The organism is Sphingomonas sp. TF3, assembly GCF_003985085.1.
In the GTDB taxonomy this organism is placed as follows: Bacteria; Pseudomonadota; Alphaproteobacteria; order Sphingomonadales; family Sphingomonadaceae; genus Sphingomonas.
The window spans coordinates 1-15,968 of record NZ_RWKS01000020.1; the positions used below are offsets into that span (position 1 = coordinate 1).

General features: G+C 64.7%; 22 protein-coding genes. 14 read left to right on the forward strand and 8 right to left on the reverse strand.

Features of this window, described 5'->3' with window-relative positions:
• Positions 1–2: 2 nt before the first annotated feature.
• From EJC47_RS16160 to EJC47_RS16180, 5 genes are all read left to right on the forward strand, one after another.
• Entirely contained in the window at positions 3–890 is an 888-nt protein-coding gene (locus tag EJC47_RS16160) for a hypothetical protein (protein WP_126848917.1), read from the forward strand.
• Entirely contained in the window at positions 883–1,122 is a 240-nt protein-coding gene (locus EJC47_RS16165; protein ID WP_068075336.1) for a hypothetical protein, read from the forward strand. The genes EJC47_RS16160 and EJC47_RS16165 overlap by 8 nt, the downstream gene beginning before the upstream one ends.
• Before the next feature lie 76 nt (positions 1,123–1,198).
• Positions 1,199–1,510, forward strand: coding sequence for a hypothetical protein (locus tag EJC47_RS16170; RefSeq protein WP_126848918.1), 312 nt, complete (start codon positions 1,199–1,201; stop codon positions 1,508–1,510).
• Between the two features lie 52 nt (positions 1,511–1,562).
• The gene (locus EJC47_RS16175) at positions 1,563–2,048 is read left to right on the forward strand and encodes a hypothetical protein (protein WP_126848919.1); all 486 of its coding nucleotides are present in this window, start codon (positions 1,563–1,565) and stop codon (positions 2,046–2,048) included.
• Positions 2,049–2,272: 224 nt separating this feature from the next.
• Positions 2,273–3,232 (forward strand): DUF2493 domain-containing protein, encoded by a 960-nt coding sequence (locus EJC47_RS16180; RefSeq protein ID WP_126848920.1) that lies wholly within the window; start codon positions 2,273–2,275, stop codon positions 3,230–3,232.
• 250 nt (positions 3,233–3,482) lie between these two features.
• Here EJC47_RS16180 and EJC47_RS16185 read toward each other — a convergent pair whose 3' ends face one another.
• Positions 3,483–4,058 (reverse strand): hypothetical protein, encoded by a 576-nt coding sequence (locus EJC47_RS16185; protein ID WP_126848921.1) that lies wholly within the window; start codon positions 4,056–4,058, stop codon positions 3,483–3,485.
• Between the two features lie 686 nt (positions 4,059–4,744).
• Between EJC47_RS16185 and EJC47_RS16190 the strand changes: the two genes are divergently transcribed.
• On the forward strand, positions 4,745–5,158 hold the full coding sequence (locus tag EJC47_RS16190) for a single-stranded DNA-binding protein (protein ID WP_046194686.1): 414 nt from the start codon (positions 4,745–4,747) through the stop codon (positions 5,156–5,158).
• 51 nt (positions 5,159–5,209) lie between these two features.
• Here EJC47_RS16190 and EJC47_RS16195 read toward each other — a convergent pair whose 3' ends face one another.
• From EJC47_RS16195 to EJC47_RS16205, 3 genes are read right to left on the reverse strand one after another with little or no spacing between them, the layout of a single operon-like run.
• A complete protein-coding gene (locus tag EJC47_RS16195) occupies positions 5,210–8,527 on the reverse strand; it encodes an error-prone DNA polymerase (RefSeq protein WP_126848922.1) in 3,318 nt (1,105 codons plus the stop codon).
• Positions 8,524–10,083, reverse strand: a complete 1,560-nt coding sequence (locus tag EJC47_RS16200; protein ID WP_126848923.1) for a DUF6504 family protein — start codon at positions 10,081–10,083, stop codon at positions 8,524–8,526. Before EJC47_RS16200 ends, EJC47_RS16195 begins: the two co-directional genes overlap by 4 nt.
• Positions 10,004–10,735: an ImuA family protein gene (locus EJC47_RS16205; protein ID WP_126848924.1), complete on the reverse strand. Its 732-nt coding sequence runs from the start codon at positions 10,733–10,735 to the stop codon at positions 10,004–10,006. Before EJC47_RS16205 ends, EJC47_RS16200 begins: the two co-directional genes overlap by 80 nt.
• Before the next feature lie 189 nt (positions 10,736–10,924).
• Between EJC47_RS16205 and EJC47_RS16210 the strand changes: the two genes are divergently transcribed.
• Positions 10,925–11,356, forward strand: coding sequence for a DUF1810 domain-containing protein (locus tag EJC47_RS16210; protein WP_126848925.1), 432 nt, complete (start codon positions 10,925–10,927; stop codon positions 11,354–11,356).
• A gap of 13 nt (positions 11,357–11,369) precedes the next feature.
• Here EJC47_RS16210 and EJC47_RS16215 read toward each other — a convergent pair whose 3' ends face one another.
• A complete protein-coding gene (locus EJC47_RS16215; RefSeq protein ID WP_260591617.1) occupies positions 11,370–11,915 on the reverse strand; it encodes a thermonuclease family protein in 546 nt (181 codons plus the stop codon).
• 164 nt (positions 11,916–12,079) lie between these two features.
• Here EJC47_RS16215 and EJC47_RS21080 point away from each other — a divergent pair, with 164 nt between their 5' ends.
• Genes EJC47_RS21080 through EJC47_RS16220 form a run of 3 tightly spaced genes read left to right on the forward strand, consistent with a single transcriptional unit; the run spans position 12,080 to position 12,855 of the window.
• The gene (locus tag EJC47_RS21080; protein WP_185867698.1) at positions 12,080–12,244 is read left to right on the forward strand and encodes a hypothetical protein; all 165 of its coding nucleotides are present in this window, start codon (positions 12,080–12,082) and stop codon (positions 12,242–12,244) included.
• Between the two features lie 50 nt (positions 12,245–12,294).
• On the forward strand, positions 12,295–12,456 hold the full coding sequence (locus EJC47_RS21420) for a hypothetical protein (protein WP_260591618.1): 162 nt from the start codon (positions 12,295–12,297) through the stop codon (positions 12,454–12,456).
• Positions 12,457–12,465: 9 nt separating this feature from the next.
• Positions 12,466–12,855, forward strand: a complete 390-nt coding sequence (locus EJC47_RS16220; protein WP_260591619.1) for a hypothetical protein — start codon at positions 12,466–12,468, stop codon at positions 12,853–12,855.
• 65 nt (positions 12,856–12,920) lie between these two features.
• On the opposite strand, the gene EJC47_RS16225 is transcribed toward EJC47_RS16220, so the two are convergent.
• The 3 genes from EJC47_RS16225 to EJC47_RS16235 all read right to left on the reverse strand — a co-directional run bounded on the left by EJC47_RS16225 (position 12,921) and on the right by EJC47_RS16235 (position 14,417).
• A complete protein-coding gene (locus tag EJC47_RS16225; RefSeq protein WP_126848926.1) occupies positions 12,921–13,658 on the reverse strand; it encodes a zeta toxin family protein in 738 nt (245 codons plus the stop codon).
• Positions 13,655–13,963, reverse strand: coding sequence for a hypothetical protein (locus EJC47_RS16230; protein WP_046194679.1), 309 nt, complete (start codon positions 13,961–13,963; stop codon positions 13,655–13,657). Before EJC47_RS16230 ends, EJC47_RS16225 begins: the two co-directional genes overlap by 4 nt.
• Before the next feature lie 67 nt (positions 13,964–14,030).
• A complete protein-coding gene (locus EJC47_RS16235) occupies positions 14,031–14,417 on the reverse strand; it encodes a hypothetical protein (RefSeq protein ID WP_126848927.1) in 387 nt (128 codons plus the stop codon).
• A gap of 241 nt (positions 14,418–14,658) precedes the next feature.
• On the opposite strand from EJC47_RS16235, the gene EJC47_RS16240 reads away from it, so the two are divergent.
• The 4 genes from EJC47_RS16240 (at position 14,659) to EJC47_RS21085 (ending at position 15,967) form a co-directional block, all read left to right on the forward strand.
• Entirely contained in the window at positions 14,659–15,051 is a 393-nt protein-coding gene (locus EJC47_RS16240) for a DUF3768 domain-containing protein (RefSeq protein ID WP_126848928.1), read from the forward strand.
• A 53-nt stretch (positions 15,052–15,104) separates the two neighbouring features.
• Complete coding sequence (locus EJC47_RS16245) at positions 15,105–15,404, forward strand: DUF7673 family protein (RefSeq protein WP_126848929.1); 300 nt, start codon at positions 15,105–15,107, stop codon at positions 15,402–15,404.
• 160 nt (positions 15,405–15,564) lie between these two features.
• The gene (locus EJC47_RS16250) at positions 15,565–15,801 is read left to right on the forward strand and encodes a hypothetical protein (protein ID WP_226952306.1); all 237 of its coding nucleotides are present in this window, start codon (positions 15,565–15,567) and stop codon (positions 15,799–15,801) included.
• On the forward strand, positions 15,794–15,967 hold the full coding sequence (locus EJC47_RS21085) for a hypothetical protein (RefSeq protein WP_167535076.1): 174 nt from the start codon (positions 15,794–15,796) through the stop codon (positions 15,965–15,967). Before EJC47_RS16250 ends, EJC47_RS21085 begins: the two co-directional genes overlap by 8 nt.
• Position 15,968 lies beyond the last annotated feature (1 nt).

The following is a 15,968-nucleotide window of genomic DNA, read 5'->3' on the forward strand; positions in this document are numbered from 1 at the left end:
CCATGATCGTCGAACTCGCCGAGCGCGGCGATCCGATTGACATGGTATTGTTCGCCGATCCCGGCGCCGAGAAGTCCCGGACCTACGACTACATCCCGCTGTTCCGGCGCTGGATGGCCGGCCGCGGCATCGCGTCCGAGATCGTCCGTTACCAGCCTCGCAACTTCAAGCACTGGCCGCCCTATGCGGGCATTGCCGAGAACATGCTCACGAACGCCACCCTGCCCTCCGTGGTCTTTGGTGGGGGGTCGTGTTCGCAAAAATGGAAGGCGGCCCCGCAGGATGCGTGGACCGCCAGATGGGAACCGGCCCGCCGCTGCTGGGACGAGGGCGGCCGTGTCGTCAAGCTGATCGGCTATGACGCATCTGCGCGCGATACGCAGCGTTACCACCACGCGATCGGGTGCGAGGATCCTCGCTACACCTATCGCTATCCCTTGCGGGAATGGGGATGGTCGCGGCCGGAATGCGAGGCACGGATCGCGCGCGCCGGCTTGCCCGTGCCGCCCAAGTCGAGCTGCTTCTTCTGCGGTAGCATCAAGCCCGACGAGGTGCTGGAGCTTTCGGTCGAGGAGCTGCGCGTCATCGTGCTGATGGAGGCTCGGGCCAAGCCGCGTCTCCGCAACGTCGCCGGCCTCTGGCGCAAGCCGGTGCTGGGCCATCGCGGTGCGACGCCGCGCCCCGGCAGCATCACCGAGTTCATCCGGACGCGCGGTCTGCTTCCTCCGGCCGAGGTCGACCATATCGTCGAGACTGCGCCGATCGCGCTGCTCGACTTCCAGGCGGCACAGGCCGCCCTCCCCGTCGACCAACGCGCGCCGATGGGTCGCTGGCTCGACGACTTCCACCGCGCGGCCGATGCGCTCGAACGGAGTCCCGCCCATGCCTAACCCGATCATCAAGCAATTCGTCGTTGAAGGCGTCTCCGGCTTCCCGCTGGAGATGCTCCACATAGATCAATGCTGGCCCGCGCGCGCGGCCGACGCAGCCGCCCTTGGCGGACGGCTCAACGTCGCCGGTGATCGGCCTGCGCAACCGGCCAAGATCATCCTGGCGACGGCCGCCAAATACGCACCCAACCGTCAGCGTTGGCGCTCATTCGGTTGGCAAGTCATCGACTGACGATCGACGCTTTCTGAGGGGAGGCAGCCTTCGGAGCCGGTGAGCCTGGATGCTCGCCGACCCAAAGGAGCCCAACATGCACAGCATTGCCGTCTATCTCGTCCAGCTCGCCTATGGCGGCCCTGAAGAGGGCGGTTGGTTTTACCAGACCGGCGAACTCTGCACCGATCCGGAGCTGACGGCCTTCGGCACCACCTTTGCCGATGGGCACGAAGCCCGGGTGAAAGCCATGTCGGACGAGGTTCAGGCCCACCTCGATCGCGACTGGAACACCGGTGATCACGCGCGGGAGATCAGCAGCGTCCTTTCCGCCGGGCGCTTCGAGGCCCGCGTCCACGATGGCTGGCCTCCTCTCGCCTTCCCGGCAGAGCGTCCCCGTTACGAATGACCCGAAAATGCTCGGGTTGCTCCACATCGCCAACTTTCAGGAGTCCGGTCCCATGAAAACCTTCACCGTTCACTGCGAATACCCTGCCCCCTATCGCGCCGAGCTCACGGTCGAGGCGGAGGATCTCATCGGGGCCTGTCGTGCCGCGATCGACGCGTCACACACGACCGACGGGTGGAAGAGCCTCGAGACGGAGCACCTCACCTACGTCACCGCGATCGCCGAAGGAGCGGACATTGATCCTTGGCGTTTTGTCCCCGATGGAGCGGATGCCTCCGTCCTCACCGTCCCTCGTCTGTTCACGGATGTGGCGGCCCTCGCGGGCTTTGCCGCGACCCGGAGTGACGATCTGGTCGACCAACTCCGCATCATGGTCGATGCCATCGGCGCCGATGGTGGGTTACGGATCACCCCAGCAGCGATGGTGCGCCTGTGCGCGACCGGAAAGGCCATTCTCGACGACATCGCGTGCTGCGGGTTAAGCCCCACTTCAAGCGCTGCGCCAAGCGTGGGTGCTGTTCTGCCCGACGCCATCTGACGTCCGACAGCCTTCCGCCAGAGGATGCGGCATATGGGCGGCCGCGAGGCCCCCGCAATCGCAAAAATCCGGGCCGAGTTGCCGCTTCGCGGCTGCCCGCTCCACCCCGGTTTTTGCGGTTTCCCTTCGCTGCGCTCCGGTGCGGGCGCCTCTCATTCGGCCGCCCAGGAGATGCGCATCCGGCGGATAGGCCGCCGGCCCAGATCAGATGAAGGGCTTGACCCATGACCACTTCCCTTGCCGCAGCACTTTCCGCACTGGAGCTCGGACACCTCGAACCCCACGCAGAAGAGGTCTCAGGAATGGCCCCTCCCCCGTCCGAGGCCCTTGAGCAGACCACCACCGCCATCTGGAGCGATCTGTTCGCAACCCTCCAGAACACGTCGCTCGAGCGTGACATCGAAGAGATGGGCTGGGGTCTGGTCAACCTCTTCCACCGTGCCGCGGCCAAGAAGCACGCGACAATCGACCGCCTTACCGATGAGATCAGGCTGCTGATCGCCGAGCAGGACGGTTCGGAGATCAACACCTCCAACCTCGAGGAAAAAATCGACCTCGCCAAGAAGATCGAGGAAGCCGCCTCCTGCTACGAGCTGATGCGCGACACTGCGGCCGGGCATTATATCCGCGAAACGGGCCGCTCCTGGATTCCGTCGACCGGCAACCGCATCTCGCTGGGAGTCACGTCCGCAATCGTCGATGGGCGAGCATTCCTCCGCGCACGCCGCGAGCGGATCCGCGACGCGAATACGGCACAGGGTACGCCGGTCGTGTTCGCAGGCGGAAGGCTGACCTTCAGGACCGATGAGGACATGAAGGCGTTCGGCGACAATCTGCTGCGCACCCTCAACGCGGTTCGGGAGCGTGTCGGGGACATGTATCTCGTCCATGGCGGCGACATGAAGGGGATCGAGCGCATCGCCGCCTCCTGGGCCGAACAGCACGGCATCCAGCAAGTCCGCTTCGGTCTCGATCGCAAGCTCGGAGATCGTGCCGGCTTCCGTCGCAACGAGCAGATGCTCTCGCTGAAACCCCGCTACGTCATCGCCTTCCAGGGCAACGGCGTGACCGAGCGTCTGGTGATCGATGCGAAGAAGGCGGGCATCCGGGTGGTCGATCGTCGCGGCCCATTGGGTACGCCCCCCGCCGCTCAAAACACTCAGACCGACCGCAAGGTCGCCTGAGTTTACGGCTCGGCCGCTGGCATGCCAGCGGCCGAGCCGTTTGCGGCTTCGCCGTCGCCCGCGCCGACGCGGCGCATCAACCATCAATCCGCCAAGGAGCGGCGCCGTGTCTCGCCCCAAGGCGCGTAACATCGGGGTCGGCGATCGTCGGAGACCGCTGGGAACAGCGCCTGCGTCACTCGATCCGGAACGCCGGCAGCGATCCCGTTGACCTTGCGGGGGCACTGGTTTTCCCGGTGCCCCTCCAAACTTAGCGGCGATCTGCTCCAGTCTGGACGGCGAGATAGCGCCTCACGATTTCGAGGTGGGTCTCCATTGTCTGGATTGTGCAATGCGGATCTGGGGCAACCCAACGAGAGGTCTGAGGGTATCGGAAGACCTGGAGCGCATGGGGTTCGTCGAGCGAACCCATGAGCGCGTCCATTGCCGGATCGCGATCGGTATACAGGCCGCCGCTGATCGCCTGCGTGTAGCAGCGCTCAAGACTGTGCCCAATCATCATTAGCCATTCCTCGTCCCGGCCTTGGTGGCTGAGGACAGCCTTGAGCGAAAGCTCCAGCGCATGCGCCACAAGCTGGAAGAAGGGCCAATGGACTGATTTGTCCGTTGCCGGTTGCTCGTTCAGCAAGGTTGCCGCGTTGCCGTAACAAACTGCCATTGCGAAATACTCAAGATCGCGGCGATCGGCGGGCGGCTTTTGGGACGTCGAATTTGGCATTCTGCGCAGATTGCCGTCTGTTCGAATAAATCGCCAGCGCCTTGAGCAATGCGGCGGCGTGATCGGGAATGGTTCATTGCAGCCCGCTCTTTTGAGCTTGTCGATCACTGGCAAGCTGCGGGCCGGCGGCTGAAACCGATCCTCAAGGCCCTCGGCGTGCCGGCGCAAACCCGTTCACCGTGATGTCGGCGAAACGTGTGTTGTTCCTTTCCCGATACGCGCGGCGCCTGAGCAGATGGGCGTCGGTGGCAATGCGTCTATCAGGTCGGTGCGAGACGATGCGCGAACGTGCCGGTCGAGTTCATGCCATGAATTAAGGGCCGGGGGCCGACACAATCTGACCATCTGTGGATCTCCTCGAGCTTGCCGATGCCCGCTTGGGATCGGTGCCAATGGTCCTCGCTCTATCGGGGGCCGGCTTATCTGGTTGCGCCGTCGCTGGCTCTTTGCGGCCGGGCGGGAAGGAAGTGGATGATCTTGGTGCCGCCGGGTCGAGAGGTCCGGCGCGTGGACACAGACGAGAATGGCGGACGATCCTGCACTGTTTCCCGTGTTCGTGTCGGCAGTGAGGGACAATCCCTTCTCTTTCACCTGACCCCTAAGTCGGCCGTTCGCCGCCTCCAACCCGCAATCCTTCGGGCCGAGTTGCCGTGTGCCACGGCTGCCCGCACCACCCCTCGCCTCGGGGTTCCCCTGCGCGCTGGCGCGCTTCGGTGGAGGCACCGTCCTGGCCGCCTTTTCCGGGGATCAGTCGAAGGGATCATCCCTCGGCCGTCAGATAAGGAAACCTCGACATGCAGAACATCGTCATCCTCGCCGGCAACGTCGGCGCCACCCCGGAAGTCCGCACCACGCAGGGCGGCACCAAGATCACCCACTTCTCGCTCGCAACCTCGCGGCCGAAGCGCGACAGCGACGGCAAGGTCATCAAGGATCGCGACGGCTACCGCGTCGAGGACACCGAATGGCACCGGATCACCTGCTTCAACGGCGTTGGCAAGACCGTCGAGGACTATGTCCAGAAGGGCATGAAGGTGATGGTCCGCGGCAGGATCCACTACACGACCTGGACCGACCAGGACGACATCAAGCGCTACGGCACCGAGATCATCGCCGACGAGGTCACCTTCCTCACCCGCGCCCGTCAGGCCTCCGAACGGTCGGGCAACGGCAACGACACGACCGAAGACGACGACATCCCGTTCTGAAGCGGCTTCGGCCCGGTGGCGAAAGCCACCGGGCCTTTTCTATGTCTGCGGTCAGCGGAAATCACGCGGCTTAATCTTGATGCCCTCGGTCGGTTGGCCGGGGATGATCCCGGACCCGAGCCGCAGATCGGGAATGTAGATTTCCCTCGCGGCCCGCCCCAGGGGCTGATGCTCGGGATCGCGCGGGTCCGAGGACATCGGGTTTCTGACCACGTCTGCCCTGCTGACCCGATAGATATCGGCGACGTCGGCGCGGCGGCCGACGCTCGCCAGCATGCCCGACAGATCGTCGAGCCGCTGAGCGATGATATGGATGACCTCACCTTCGCGCTGCACCTGGCCACGCACGCCCATCATCGACGCGCCGAGCACCGTGCGACGGTTGGCCTCGAAGACCTTGGTCCACACCACGAGGTTGGCAACATCGGTCTCATCCTCCAGCGTGATGAACATGACGCCCTTCGCGCTCCCCGGTTTCTGCCGGACGAGAACGATGCCGGCGAGCTCGATCCAGCGCCCATCCTTGATGGCGCGCAGCGCCTCGCAGGTGATCATCTTGCGCGCCTTGAGTTCGTCGCGCAGGAAAGCGAGCGGATGCGCCCGGAGCGATAGGCCCGAAGCGCGGTAGTCTTCGACGACCTCCGCGCCCTCCCCCATCGACGCGAGCATGACCGTCGGCTCGATCGCCTCCTGCCGCAGCTTGCCGTCGCGTTCATCGGCAGCCGCGAATAGGGGTAGCGCCGCGCTTCCGAGGCCCTTGACCTCCCACAGCCCGGCGCGGCGGTCCGCGCCCAGCGATCCGAACCCGTCGGCATCGCCGATCCGGTCGAGCGCGCCGCGCCCGACGCCGGCACGGCGCTGGATCTCCTCGATGCTGGTATAAGCCGTCGTGCCACGCGCGGTAACGATCGCCGCACCATCGGCGTTCGAGAGGTCGCGTGCCATGCGCAGCCCGAGACGGACGGCCTTGTACCGTCCGCGGCTCGCTTCCAGCGTGCAATCCCATCGACTGGCGTTCACGTCGATCGGCCGTACTTCGACCCCGTGCTGGCGCGCGTCGCGCACGATCTGCGCCGGCGCGTAAAACCCCATGGGCTGCGCATTGAGCAATGCCGCGCAGAAGGCGTCGGGATGATGGCATTTCATCCAGCTCGACGCATAGGCGATCAACGCGAAGCTCGCGGCATGGCTCTCGGGGAAGCCGTAGGAGCCGAAACCCTCAATCTGCTTGAACGTCTTTTCCGCGAATTCCTGATCATAGCCGCGGCCGACCATGCCGCTGATCAGCTTGTCGCGAAAATGGCTGACCCCGCCTGTGAGCTTGAACGTCGCCATCGCGCGCCGCAACAGATCGGCCTCGCTTGCCGTGAAGCCGGCGCACTCGATCGCCACCCGCATCGCCTGCTCCTGAAACAGGGGCACGCCGAGCGTCTTTTCCAGGACCCGGCGCAGCTCCTCGGTCGGATAGGTGACGGCCTCCTCGCCGTTACGGCGCCGCCTGTAGGGATGGACCATGTCGCCCTGGATTGGCCCGGGGCGGACGATCGCGACCTGGATCACGAGATCGTAGAATGTCTTCGGCGCCATCAGCGGGATCGACGCCATCTGCGCGCGGGATTCGATCTGGAAGACGCCCAAGGTATCTGCCTTCCTGATCATCGCATAGGTCGCGGGATCTTCGGCCGGTATCGTCGCGAGGTCGTGCTTGATGCCCTTGTCGTTCTCGAGAAACTCGAACGCGCGGCGCATGCAGCTCAGCATCCCGAGCGCCAGCACATCGACCTTCATGAAGCCCAAGGCGTCGATGTCATCCTTATCCCATTCGATAACCTGGCGATCGTCCATCGCCGCCGGTTCGATCGGCACAAGCTCGTCGAGCCGATCGCGGGTCAGCACGAACCCGCCGGGATGCTGCGACAGATGGCGCGGCGTGTTGATCAGCGTCCGCGCCAATTCGAGCGTCAGCGCGAGGCGCTTGTCGTTCAGGTCGAGATTGAGTTCCTCCGCGTGCTTCGCCTCGACGCCTTCGCGGCTATATCCCCAGACCGCACCCGACAGGCCGGCCGTCATGTCCTCCGACAGTCCGAGCGCCTTGCCGACCTCGCGCACCGCGCCGCGCGCGCGGTAGCGCGTGACGACTGCGGTGAGCGCGGAGCGCGTCCGGCCATAGGTCTCGTAGATCCACTGGATCACCTCTTCGCGGCGCTCATGTTCGAAATCGACATCGATATCGGGTGGCTCGCGCCGCTCGGCCGAGACGAAACGCTCGAACAGTAGTTCCGAGCGGACCGGGTCGATCGAGGTGATGCCAAGCACATAGCAGACCGCGCTGTTCGCGGCCGACCCCCTGCCCTGACACAGGATCTCCCGCCGCCGCGCTTCCGCGACGATCGAATGGACGGTCAGGAAGTAGGGCGCATAGTCGAGCTGGGCGATGAGCCGAAGCTCATGCTCCAGCTGCGCGCGCACCTTGCCTTCGATGCCTTCGGGATAGCGTTCGGGGGCCTTCTCCCAGGTCAGCCGTTCGAGCTCCTGTTGCGGGGTGCGGCCCGGCACCTGGATCTCGTCGGGATATTGATATTTGAGTTCGTCGAGGCTGAATGTGCAGCGCGCCGCGAATTCGACGCTGCGCGCAACCGGCCGCGTGTCCTTCAGGTAGCGGCGAAAGAGCCGCTCCATCTCTTCTCCGGTCTTGAGATAGCGATCGGCAAATCGTTCGCGCGCCGCCCCCAGCGTATCGATCGTGCATTTTTCCCGGATGCAGGTGACCACATCCTGCAGCAGCCGACGGTCGGGCGTGTGATAGAGGACGTCGTTGGTGGCGATGGTCGGCACGCCCGCGGCGGCCGCGAGCGCCGACAGATCGCGCAGGCGGATTGCGTCTTTCGGCCGCCGCCTGACGACAAGCGCCATATGGGCGCGATCGCCGAACATGTGCTTTGTCCGCGCCAGCGCGGCCTCGGCCACCGCATCGGCGCGATCGGGGACGAGTATCGCGAGCAGCCCTTCGTTCCACTCCGCGACATCGGACCATTCAAGGTGGCAAGCGCCCTTTCCCGCCCGACCTTTGCCGACGCTGAGGAGCCGGCACATGCGGCCATAGGCCGCCCTGTCGGTGGGATAGACCAGCAGCGCCGTCCCGTCGGTGAGATCGAGCCGACAGCCGATGATGGCGCGGACGCCGGTCGTTTTCTCGGCGTCCCAGGCCCGCACGATGCCGGCGACCGAATTGCGGTCGACGATGCCGAGCGCGGGCAACTCCATGCGCGCGGCCGTGACGAACAACTCCTCCGGGCTCGACGCACCGCGCAGGAAGCTGAAATGGGTCGTGACCTGCAGCTCGACATAACGGGCCTCGCCCTCGCTCACGCGAACGCCCCGTGCAGGAACCAGCGCATCGATCCGGTCGATGGGCTCTCTCCGTCCCCTGCACGGAACAGCCAGTAACGGCCGCCGCTCATGGTCTCGACCTGATAATAGTCGCGGATGCTGAGCGGCTGCTCGCTCTCGATTCCGGCGTCACGCCACCATTCGCCGTGCAGCCGTTCGGGTCCGTCGCCCTGCGTGACCCGGTATCGCTTGCCGCGCCAGATGAACATCCTCGGCGCGTCATCGGGCAGAAGGGCGATGACCTCGATTGCTTCGGGCCGCGCCAGCATCCGTGCGGGGCGCGGCAGATCATCGTCCCATCCCGCGCCCCGCGCGGTATCGAGCGCCGGTGAACTCGTCGCCGAGCGCTCGGGCATCTCGCTCGGGTGCGGCGCCATGCGGTGCAGGCACCGACTGCCGAAACGGTTGGAGAGGGTATCGACCAGAGCGGCGAGATCCGGCCCGCGCTTGCCCAGGCGCTCCAGGCTCTCGCCCTGTCGCGCGGCGACGGGCTCCATCAGCGAGACCAGCAAGGTCATCGATTCGATCCCAAGACCTGGCTCGACAGTCTCGATCTTCGCGCAAAGAAGTTTCGACAAATGGGTCTGGTCGCGGCTCGGCGTAGCGGTGCCGACCCGGATGACCTGCGTATGCCCGTCCACCCGGAGGAAATAGCAATCGAGGCGCCGCGCGCCCTTGCCTGCCCGGCCAAGCTGATCGGCGATTTCGGCGATAAGATCGCCGATCACCTTGGCAAACGCCTCCGCTGTCGCGATTGGCTCCATGAAGCCGCGGCGCGCGCGGGGCAGATGCTCGGGGAATATCGGCTCGATCGGTTCGGACACAGCCCCAAGCGCCTGATCGAGCCGGCGGTGCAGGCTACGGCCGAACCGCTTGGCGAGCGGCCCGCGCGGAGCGCCAATCAATTGCTCGACACGTTCGAAGCCGAGCTTTCGCAGTCCCTCAACGACATGGGCTTCTAGCCGCAGCGCCCGTATCGGCAGGAGTGCGATCGCTTTGCGGTGGTCGCCAGGTTCGATCGTCACCGGCCGACCGGCGGGGACGTGCCGTGCGACCGCATGGGCACAGCCTGCGGTGTCGGCGACAGCAATCTGAACCGATACGCCGAAGGCGGCCACGCGGCGGTGGAGATCCTTGAGCAAGGCCGCCTCGGTGCTGAACAGGGCCGCGCAGCCGGTAATGTCGAGCCACAGCCCGTCGGGTGCATCGGGCGCGACGATCGGCGAGTATCGCTGGCCCGCCCATAGCGCCAAGCGGCGCAATCCCTCGACATCGGCTTCAGGTTGCGCGTCGACGACGTCGAGCTCCGGCACGAACGAGCGCGCCCTGGTGATGGTCATGCCGGGCGCAATGCCGAGCGCGCGTGCGCCGGCATCGACCGCCGCGACGATACGCCGGCCATGATCGGGGATCGCCGTGACAAGCGGGCGTGTCGGGGTTGGTGTGTCGCGCCGGTCAGGCGGCGACTTGGCGGCCTGCCGCCGCAGCCGGTCTGTCGACCAGTGCGGCAGGTAGACCGATACGACCCGTCGCATCGCAGCCCTCCACTATCCATGCGTGCGGATTCCCCCCGCGCACGCGCTCCAGCTCGACGTGCCAGCGCGCGCGGCCGAGGCTCGGGATGCCGAGATCCTCGCTTGGCCTGGCCGTAATCCGCCACCGCGTGACAGCGGCGGTTCCCTCGGCGGCCTGCTCGGGCTTGGACGCACGCCGAAAGACGAAGGCGGCGACGCCTGATCCCTCGGCGGCGAGCTGGAGACGCTTCGATGCCGTGGTGCTATATTTGGTGACCTCGCCGACCACGCCCCCAAGGCCGGAATGACGCAGGCATTCCTCCATGGCGAGCAGGACGTTCGCGTCGCTGCCCGCCTCGACATAGATTATACGATCGGGATGGAGCCCCGCGAGATGGAGCGCGGGCGCGAACAGGTCGCGCCACCGCAGGCACCAGAGGACCGGACCTTCCACCCGTGCGAGGATGCCGGCGAGAAAGATCGTCGCGCTCGCATCGTCGGCAAGATCGGGACTGCCGGCGACCTCATGCAGCGCGCCGCTGGCTATACCGCCGCCCGGCAGGCTGGCGTCGATGGCCTCCAGCCCGAACGGAATCGATCCATGGCGCGCGCCCACGCCTTCGATCTGCGCGATACGCGCTCGCAGATTTTCGATGACGCTGGCTTCGCGCATAACATTCAAAAGACTCGGGCGGTTGATTCGTTCGCTATTTGTTCTATTCAGTCCGTTCGAGAGTCAAGCGTCGGGGGCGTATCGATTTTGCCTCCGGCGGTGGATAACCGCCTTCGCCGGGCTTTTGAAGGCCGCAAAAAATTTGTGCGAAGCGACGCGTCCTGGATGCCAGGAGGGTATGGGAGCGTGATGGCTGCGGATTTCCACCTCGACCGATTCGTGACGGCACAGGCGACGACCTATGACATTGCGCTGGCCGAGATCCGGCGCGGCGCCAAGCGCAGTCATTGGATGTGGTTCATCTTTCCGCAGATCGCCGGTCTCGGCACCAGCGACATGGCGCGGCGCTATGCCATCGGATCGCTGGACGAAGCGCGCGCCTATCTGGCGCATCCCCTTCTTGGGCTCCGCCTTCGCGACTGTGTCGGCGCGCTGCAGGATCTGACCGGGACAACCGCGATCGCGGTGTTCGGCGAGGTCGATGCGATGAAGCTCCGCTCCTCCCTGACCCTGTTCGCCGAAGCGGGCGGAGGCCCGCTCTTTGTTGCGGCGATCGAGCGGTGGTTCGACGGCGCCGCGGACGCGGCGACACTTGCGAAGGCGAGACCTTCCTCGCCCTAGAATTGGCAATCCATCAGGAACACCAGTCGGGTTTGGGATGATGGCGAAGCCATGGTCGCGCGACGCCCATGGCGATGAGAGCCTCGCCCAGATCCCGGCCGTCGACGCGGACGCGCGCGACCGTCCGGTTATAGCTGTGCCCTACCCGCTTGAACGTCACGACCTTGCCATCGAGCAGCGCGCGGGCGCGCTCGGATGCGGCTTCGCCGCGTTCGATCTCGAGCCGGCATTTCGCCTGGCGCGCGTGAATCTCGGGCGCGTCGATATTGGCGATCCTGATGCGCTCGCCGCTCTCCAGGCGAAACGTGTCGCCATCCGTCACATAGCGGACCTGCCCGGTCTCGGCGCCGGCGGGTGTGCTGCAGGCAACGCTGCCCATCAGCAGCAGGCAGATCGAAGATGGGGAGCGCAACCAGGTCATCGCGGGACAGTAGCGCGCGCGTTTCGTGGAACAAGATACGAACGGTGGCCTGGGGTCGGATGATGTCGATTTGGGATCAGCACGGTGGAACAGCGCCACCCCCATGCCGGCAGCTTCACCCCGCTCTTTGACGCGCAATCCTTGGTCGCTCCCGCGGCCTAATGCGATCAACCCGTAAAGGGTCCGCACGCTTCGCTACGGCCTTTTGCCGTGCCGCCAAAAGATGATCGCGGCCACGAGACCAACACTTCGGGCGCCAGTCGAGCGGGGATGAACCCGCCGGCATCTGAAGGAGCCTCGACATGTTCACCGACATCTGGACCGCCCGCAGAAGCGCACTCAGCCTCTCGAAAAGCCTCATGGTCGCAACGATGGTCATCGCCATCGGAACGCAGTTCGGCGTCATCACCGCCGACGACTTCGACGGCGACGTATCCGTCATCAACGAATATGATCCCTACGCCTGACCCTCGGGCGGGGGCTGTGCCCCCGCCCCTTATCTCTCGCGAGATCGCCCTTGGATGACCTGACCGAACAAGCCAGTCCGCATTATATCAACTCGACGCTGCGCGAACGTATCGTCGAGCATGTCTTCGTGGGCGAAGCGCTGCGCCGGCTCTGGCAGCAGGGTGTAACGGACGTCGAGGTGCTGCGATCCGAGTTCGATGCCGGCGGCTAAGATCTGGTGATGAGCTATCACCGCGTCACCCGTCATATCCAGTTCAAGACCAAGACGCTCGGGGGCAAGACCGATGAGGTGAAAATCAACCTCAAGCTGATGGATAAGCCGAGCGGGTGCATATTGTGGATCGTGGTGACGCCGGATCTACTGTTTGACCATTATCTCTGGTTTGGGGGCACGCCGGGTGAGCCCTTGCCCGATATCAGCCGGAACATGATCGCCAAGCATGCCAAGGGAAATGCGCAGGGCGAGAAGGCTGAACGGCCAAACCATCGGACGATCAGGATCAGCAAGTTCGAGAAACTGGTGAGCCTGGACATGGTGCTGGAGCGACTTTTTGGTGCGCTGGAGCAGGATCAGACGGCTCCGGTTGCACCGGACCGGGCTCTAGGCTGACGCCCCGAGCCCCGTTCCGGGTCTCGGCCCATGCGGGTCGCGATCCCTGCCGCGGGGGCTATCGCTCAGCCGACGCGGGGGCTGACGATCTCGAGCCAGCGCGAGATCACGCTCGGGGCGGTCCTCTCGCCGGCCCTTAGGTCAAAGATCTCGCGCCCCTCGATCTGGACCCGGCAGACGGTGAAGGCCTGTGCCGACGTCCGGCTGTTATCCGCGAGCAAGGACGCGTCGGCGACCTTTATCGCTTCGGCGATCGCCATCTGGGTCCGCGGAAACCGCTCGCGCAATTTATTCTCGGGCACCGCATGGCCATTTTCCTGAACCCGCGTCTGGACGCGGCCGATCGAGAGCTCGACGCTCGCCAGGCCCACGAAGATCAGGAGAACGAAATACCCCGCCGTCTGCATCTGGCGAATCTGGTCGATCTTGGATTCGAAGGTGCCGTCGCCCAGCGCCTGCCAGTGAGAAAACACCGTTTCCATCGCGAAGGGTACCTTCGCGTTCATCGCATGACCGACAAAGGCTTGTACGCCCTGCTGCGACACCTTCATCCAGCTCTGATCGGTATCGCGCAGTGTCGCCGCCCAGGACGGGAGCGCGCCGTCGCTCGCCTGCTCGGGCAGGATCGACAGCATCATGCGGTCGGCATTGACCAACGGCATCTGCAATTCATCGGCGAGGCTACGGCGCCACAATGTCGATTTGCCCGAACCATTATGGCCAGCGAGCACGATCGCGAGCGGTTTCTTACGCTTTTCCTGTGTCTGGCGAACCTGTCGGATCGCCTCGATCGCAGAGGTCAATCGATCGCCTTGAAGCTACCGTCAACCAGCTGGCCGCGTTCGGTCTTGCCGTTCAGCTTACGGATCATCACGTCCGGATTATCGCTATCGAGCGAGTAGAGCGGCACGTCCTTTTTCGCACGGAGCGTCACGCCCGGCTTGGCCAGGCGCTTCGCCACACGCTCAAGGGCCTGCGTGCTGAGTTCGATATTGTGCTGGACGAGCGCCGACGACGGCGCTGGGGCTGTCACCGTTACGCTGCCGAAGCGGACCCGCCGCGACTTGATCTTGCCCGTCGTGGGCTGAATAACTGCGTTTGTCGCCATATACTGCCCTCCTTCAGGCTTGATGCGATTCTGCTGATACCAAGATAGCGTTTATAAGGGCTGATCGCTAGGGGCTGACGTCCAAAACCGTCGCTCGTCCGCAATCCTGCGGGCTCCGGCCGGTAACGGCCGCAGGCCGACCCTCAAGACCCTCTTTCAACACCGGATCGTCGAGCAGGACGCGCCACGGCGCGCCATAGGTTCGGGCCGCCAGATAATAGGCCGCGCCGTCGCAGGCGACCATTCGGCAGCGTTCCTGGGTGTCGATGATCGAATGCCCTGCCCCGTATCGCGCGACCAGATCGCCCGGATCGACCCGCATCAGCGCGCCGCAGCGCCGACACTGGCTGCGCACGAGGATATTGCGCTTGCTCATGGCACCGACGGTTTTCGTCCAAATCGGCCAGAGAATGTGGAGCGCGGCGGTCATCTTGTCGACGATAGTCCGCTTCATCGCGACTGGTCCAGCATCCTGATCGAGAGCGTGACGGCCAGGTGTTCGCAGCCGCCGAGACGACGGGATCATCACCATGTCCGGTCATTGCCGAGGCGCAGGCGCGCGCAAGCCCGTAGCCGGGCTTCTCCTCTGCCGTTTCGACCCTGCGGGTGCGCAAGCCTGCTGTGCCCCGCCGCGCCGGTCCCTGTTGAAAGACCCCGATCGGCGGGGTTTGTCGAAAAACACAGGATCGTACATCATGCCCGATCGAAACGCCTCCCCTGCCCCAGCGTCGGATCGCATCGCGACCATTGCCCGCCTCAACGATGCCCTTCGACAGAACCTCACCCAGCCCGGCCACAATCGTGTGGTGATGACCATCGGTGTCCAGGAGCTGATCGGCGACGTCAGCCTGTTCCGCAACTTCCATGCCCAGGCCGAATTGCTGCGCGCCATCCGCGACTATGACGATTTTGGTCCCGACGTTGATCCGCACGGCGAGCGCGATTTCGGGCGGTTCGAATTCCGGGGTGCCGCGCTTTACTGGAAGATCGACTATTATGATCGCACGCTGGACTTTGGCTCGTCCGATCCCGCCGATCCGGAAATGACCACGCGCGTGCTGACAATCCTTCTCACGCACGAATACTGAGATATACTGGCCTCGACCCCGGTCGGGGCCACCATTTTTTTGCGGAGTCGGATATGACCCAGCAACCTGTCTTCGAGGCGCTCGACCGCCTGTTCGATCTCGCCGCGTCCGATACCGGGCAGGCCAAGCGCGTCGCCAATTTCCTGCTCGCCTGGTGGAATGCTGGCGACAATGGCGGCTTCGACCTCGCCGATCTGTTCGGCGTCGATCACGCGGTCGCCGCCGATATGGGCCTGGTCTTCCTCTATCTGGGTGGCCATCACGGCGCGATCTACCCGGACCAGTTTGGCTATAAGGACCAGATCGTCGCGCTGGTCGAGCGCTGGCGCATGCCCGCGCCCGCCGAGAGCTGAGACTCTTCGCTTTCGGCAAGACGGGAGTCTGCTTGAGCAGACTCCGGCCTCTGACGATGATCGCGAAAAACCATCCGTCCGCCGACATTGTATTGAATTCAATACGTCGGAAGCATAGCCCGATGTCCTTGTCATGATGGAGGAGAGGACGCCTGTGGCGATGGAGGGGCAGGGGAGCGAAGACAGGCGCTCAGCCTTTTTGCAGCTTCGCGTGACCCCGAAGATGCACGCCACGATCGCGCGCCTCGCCTTGGATCAGGGCAATATCACGCTGCGAGCGCTGATCATGAACGCGCTCAAGCAAACCTATGGTCTCGATGTCCCCGATGAGGAGCTTCGTGATCGGCGCGGCCGCCAGCCACGGCCCGCGCTTCTCAAGGAGACAGATGATGGCTGAGTATTTTTCGCGCCATCCCGATCATGCGATCCTGTTTGCGTTCGCCTGCTTCGCGCTGACCGTCTACCTGTTCCGCTACGTCGGACCCAGATTCGGCGCGCGCGGCGACTGGTCGGCGCGGGACCATTATGAGCGCAACCTTCGCAACGGCGGCGACGACTATTGAG

Bases quoted from the DNA above. Each gene is read 5' to 3' on its own strand.
- EJC47_RS16205 (WP_126848924.1), bottom strand. From the start codon at position 10,735: ATGCGCGAAGCCAGCGTCATCGAAAATCTGCGAGCGCGTATCGCGCAG.
- EJC47_RS16180 (WP_126848920.1), top strand. From the start codon at position 2,273: ATGACCACTTCCCTTGCCGCAGCACTTTCCGCACTGGAGCTCGGACAC.
- EJC47_RS16170 (WP_126848918.1), top strand. From the start codon at position 1,199: ATGCACAGCATTGCCGTCTATCTCGTCCAGCTCGCCTATGGCGGCCCT.
- EJC47_RS21085 (WP_167535076.1), top strand. From the start codon at position 15,794: ATGGCTGAGTATTTTTCGCGCCATCCCGATCATGCGATCCTGTTTGCG.
- EJC47_RS16230 (WP_046194679.1), bottom strand. From the start codon at position 13,963: ATGGCGACAAACGCAGTTATTCAGCCCACGACGGGCAAGATCAAGTCG.
- EJC47_RS16240 (WP_126848928.1), top strand. From the start codon at position 14,659: ATGCCCGATCGAAACGCCTCCCCTGCCCCAGCGTCGGATCGCATCGCG.
- EJC47_RS16175 (WP_126848919.1), top strand. From the start codon at position 1,563: ATGAAAACCTTCACCGTTCACTGCGAATACCCTGCCCCCTATCGCGCC.
- EJC47_RS16200 (WP_126848923.1), bottom strand. From the start codon at position 10,083: ATGCGACGGGTCGTATCGGTCTACCTGCCGCACTGGTCGACAGACCGG.
- EJC47_RS16220 (WP_260591619.1), top strand. From the start codon at position 12,466: ATGAGCTATCACCGCGTCACCCGTCATATCCAGTTCAAGACCAAGACG.
- EJC47_RS16250 (WP_226952306.1), top strand. From the start codon at position 15,565: ATGGAGGGGCAGGGGAGCGAAGACAGGCGCTCAGCCTTTTTGCAGCTT.
- EJC47_RS16245 (WP_126848929.1), top strand. From the start codon at position 15,105: ATGACCCAGCAACCTGTCTTCGAGGCGCTCGACCGCCTGTTCGATCTC.
- EJC47_RS16165 (WP_068075336.1), top strand. From the start codon at position 883: ATGCCTAACCCGATCATCAAGCAATTCGTCGTTGAAGGCGTCTCCGGC.
- EJC47_RS16235 (WP_126848927.1), bottom strand. From the start codon at position 14,417: ATGAAGCGGACTATCGTCGACAAGATGACCGCCGCGCTCCACATTCTC.
- EJC47_RS16190 (WP_046194686.1), top strand. From the start codon at position 4,745: ATGCAGAACATCGTCATCCTCGCCGGCAACGTCGGCGCCACCCCGGAA.
- EJC47_RS16160 (WP_126848917.1), top strand. From the start codon at position 3: ATGATCGTCGAACTCGCCGAGCGCGGCGATCCGATTGACATGGTATTG.
- EJC47_RS21080 (WP_185867698.1), top strand. From the start codon at position 12,080: ATGTTCACCGACATCTGGACCGCCCGCAGAAGCGCACTCAGCCTCTCG.
- EJC47_RS16210 (WP_126848925.1), top strand. From the start codon at position 10,925: ATGGCTGCGGATTTCCACCTCGACCGATTCGTGACGGCACAGGCGACG.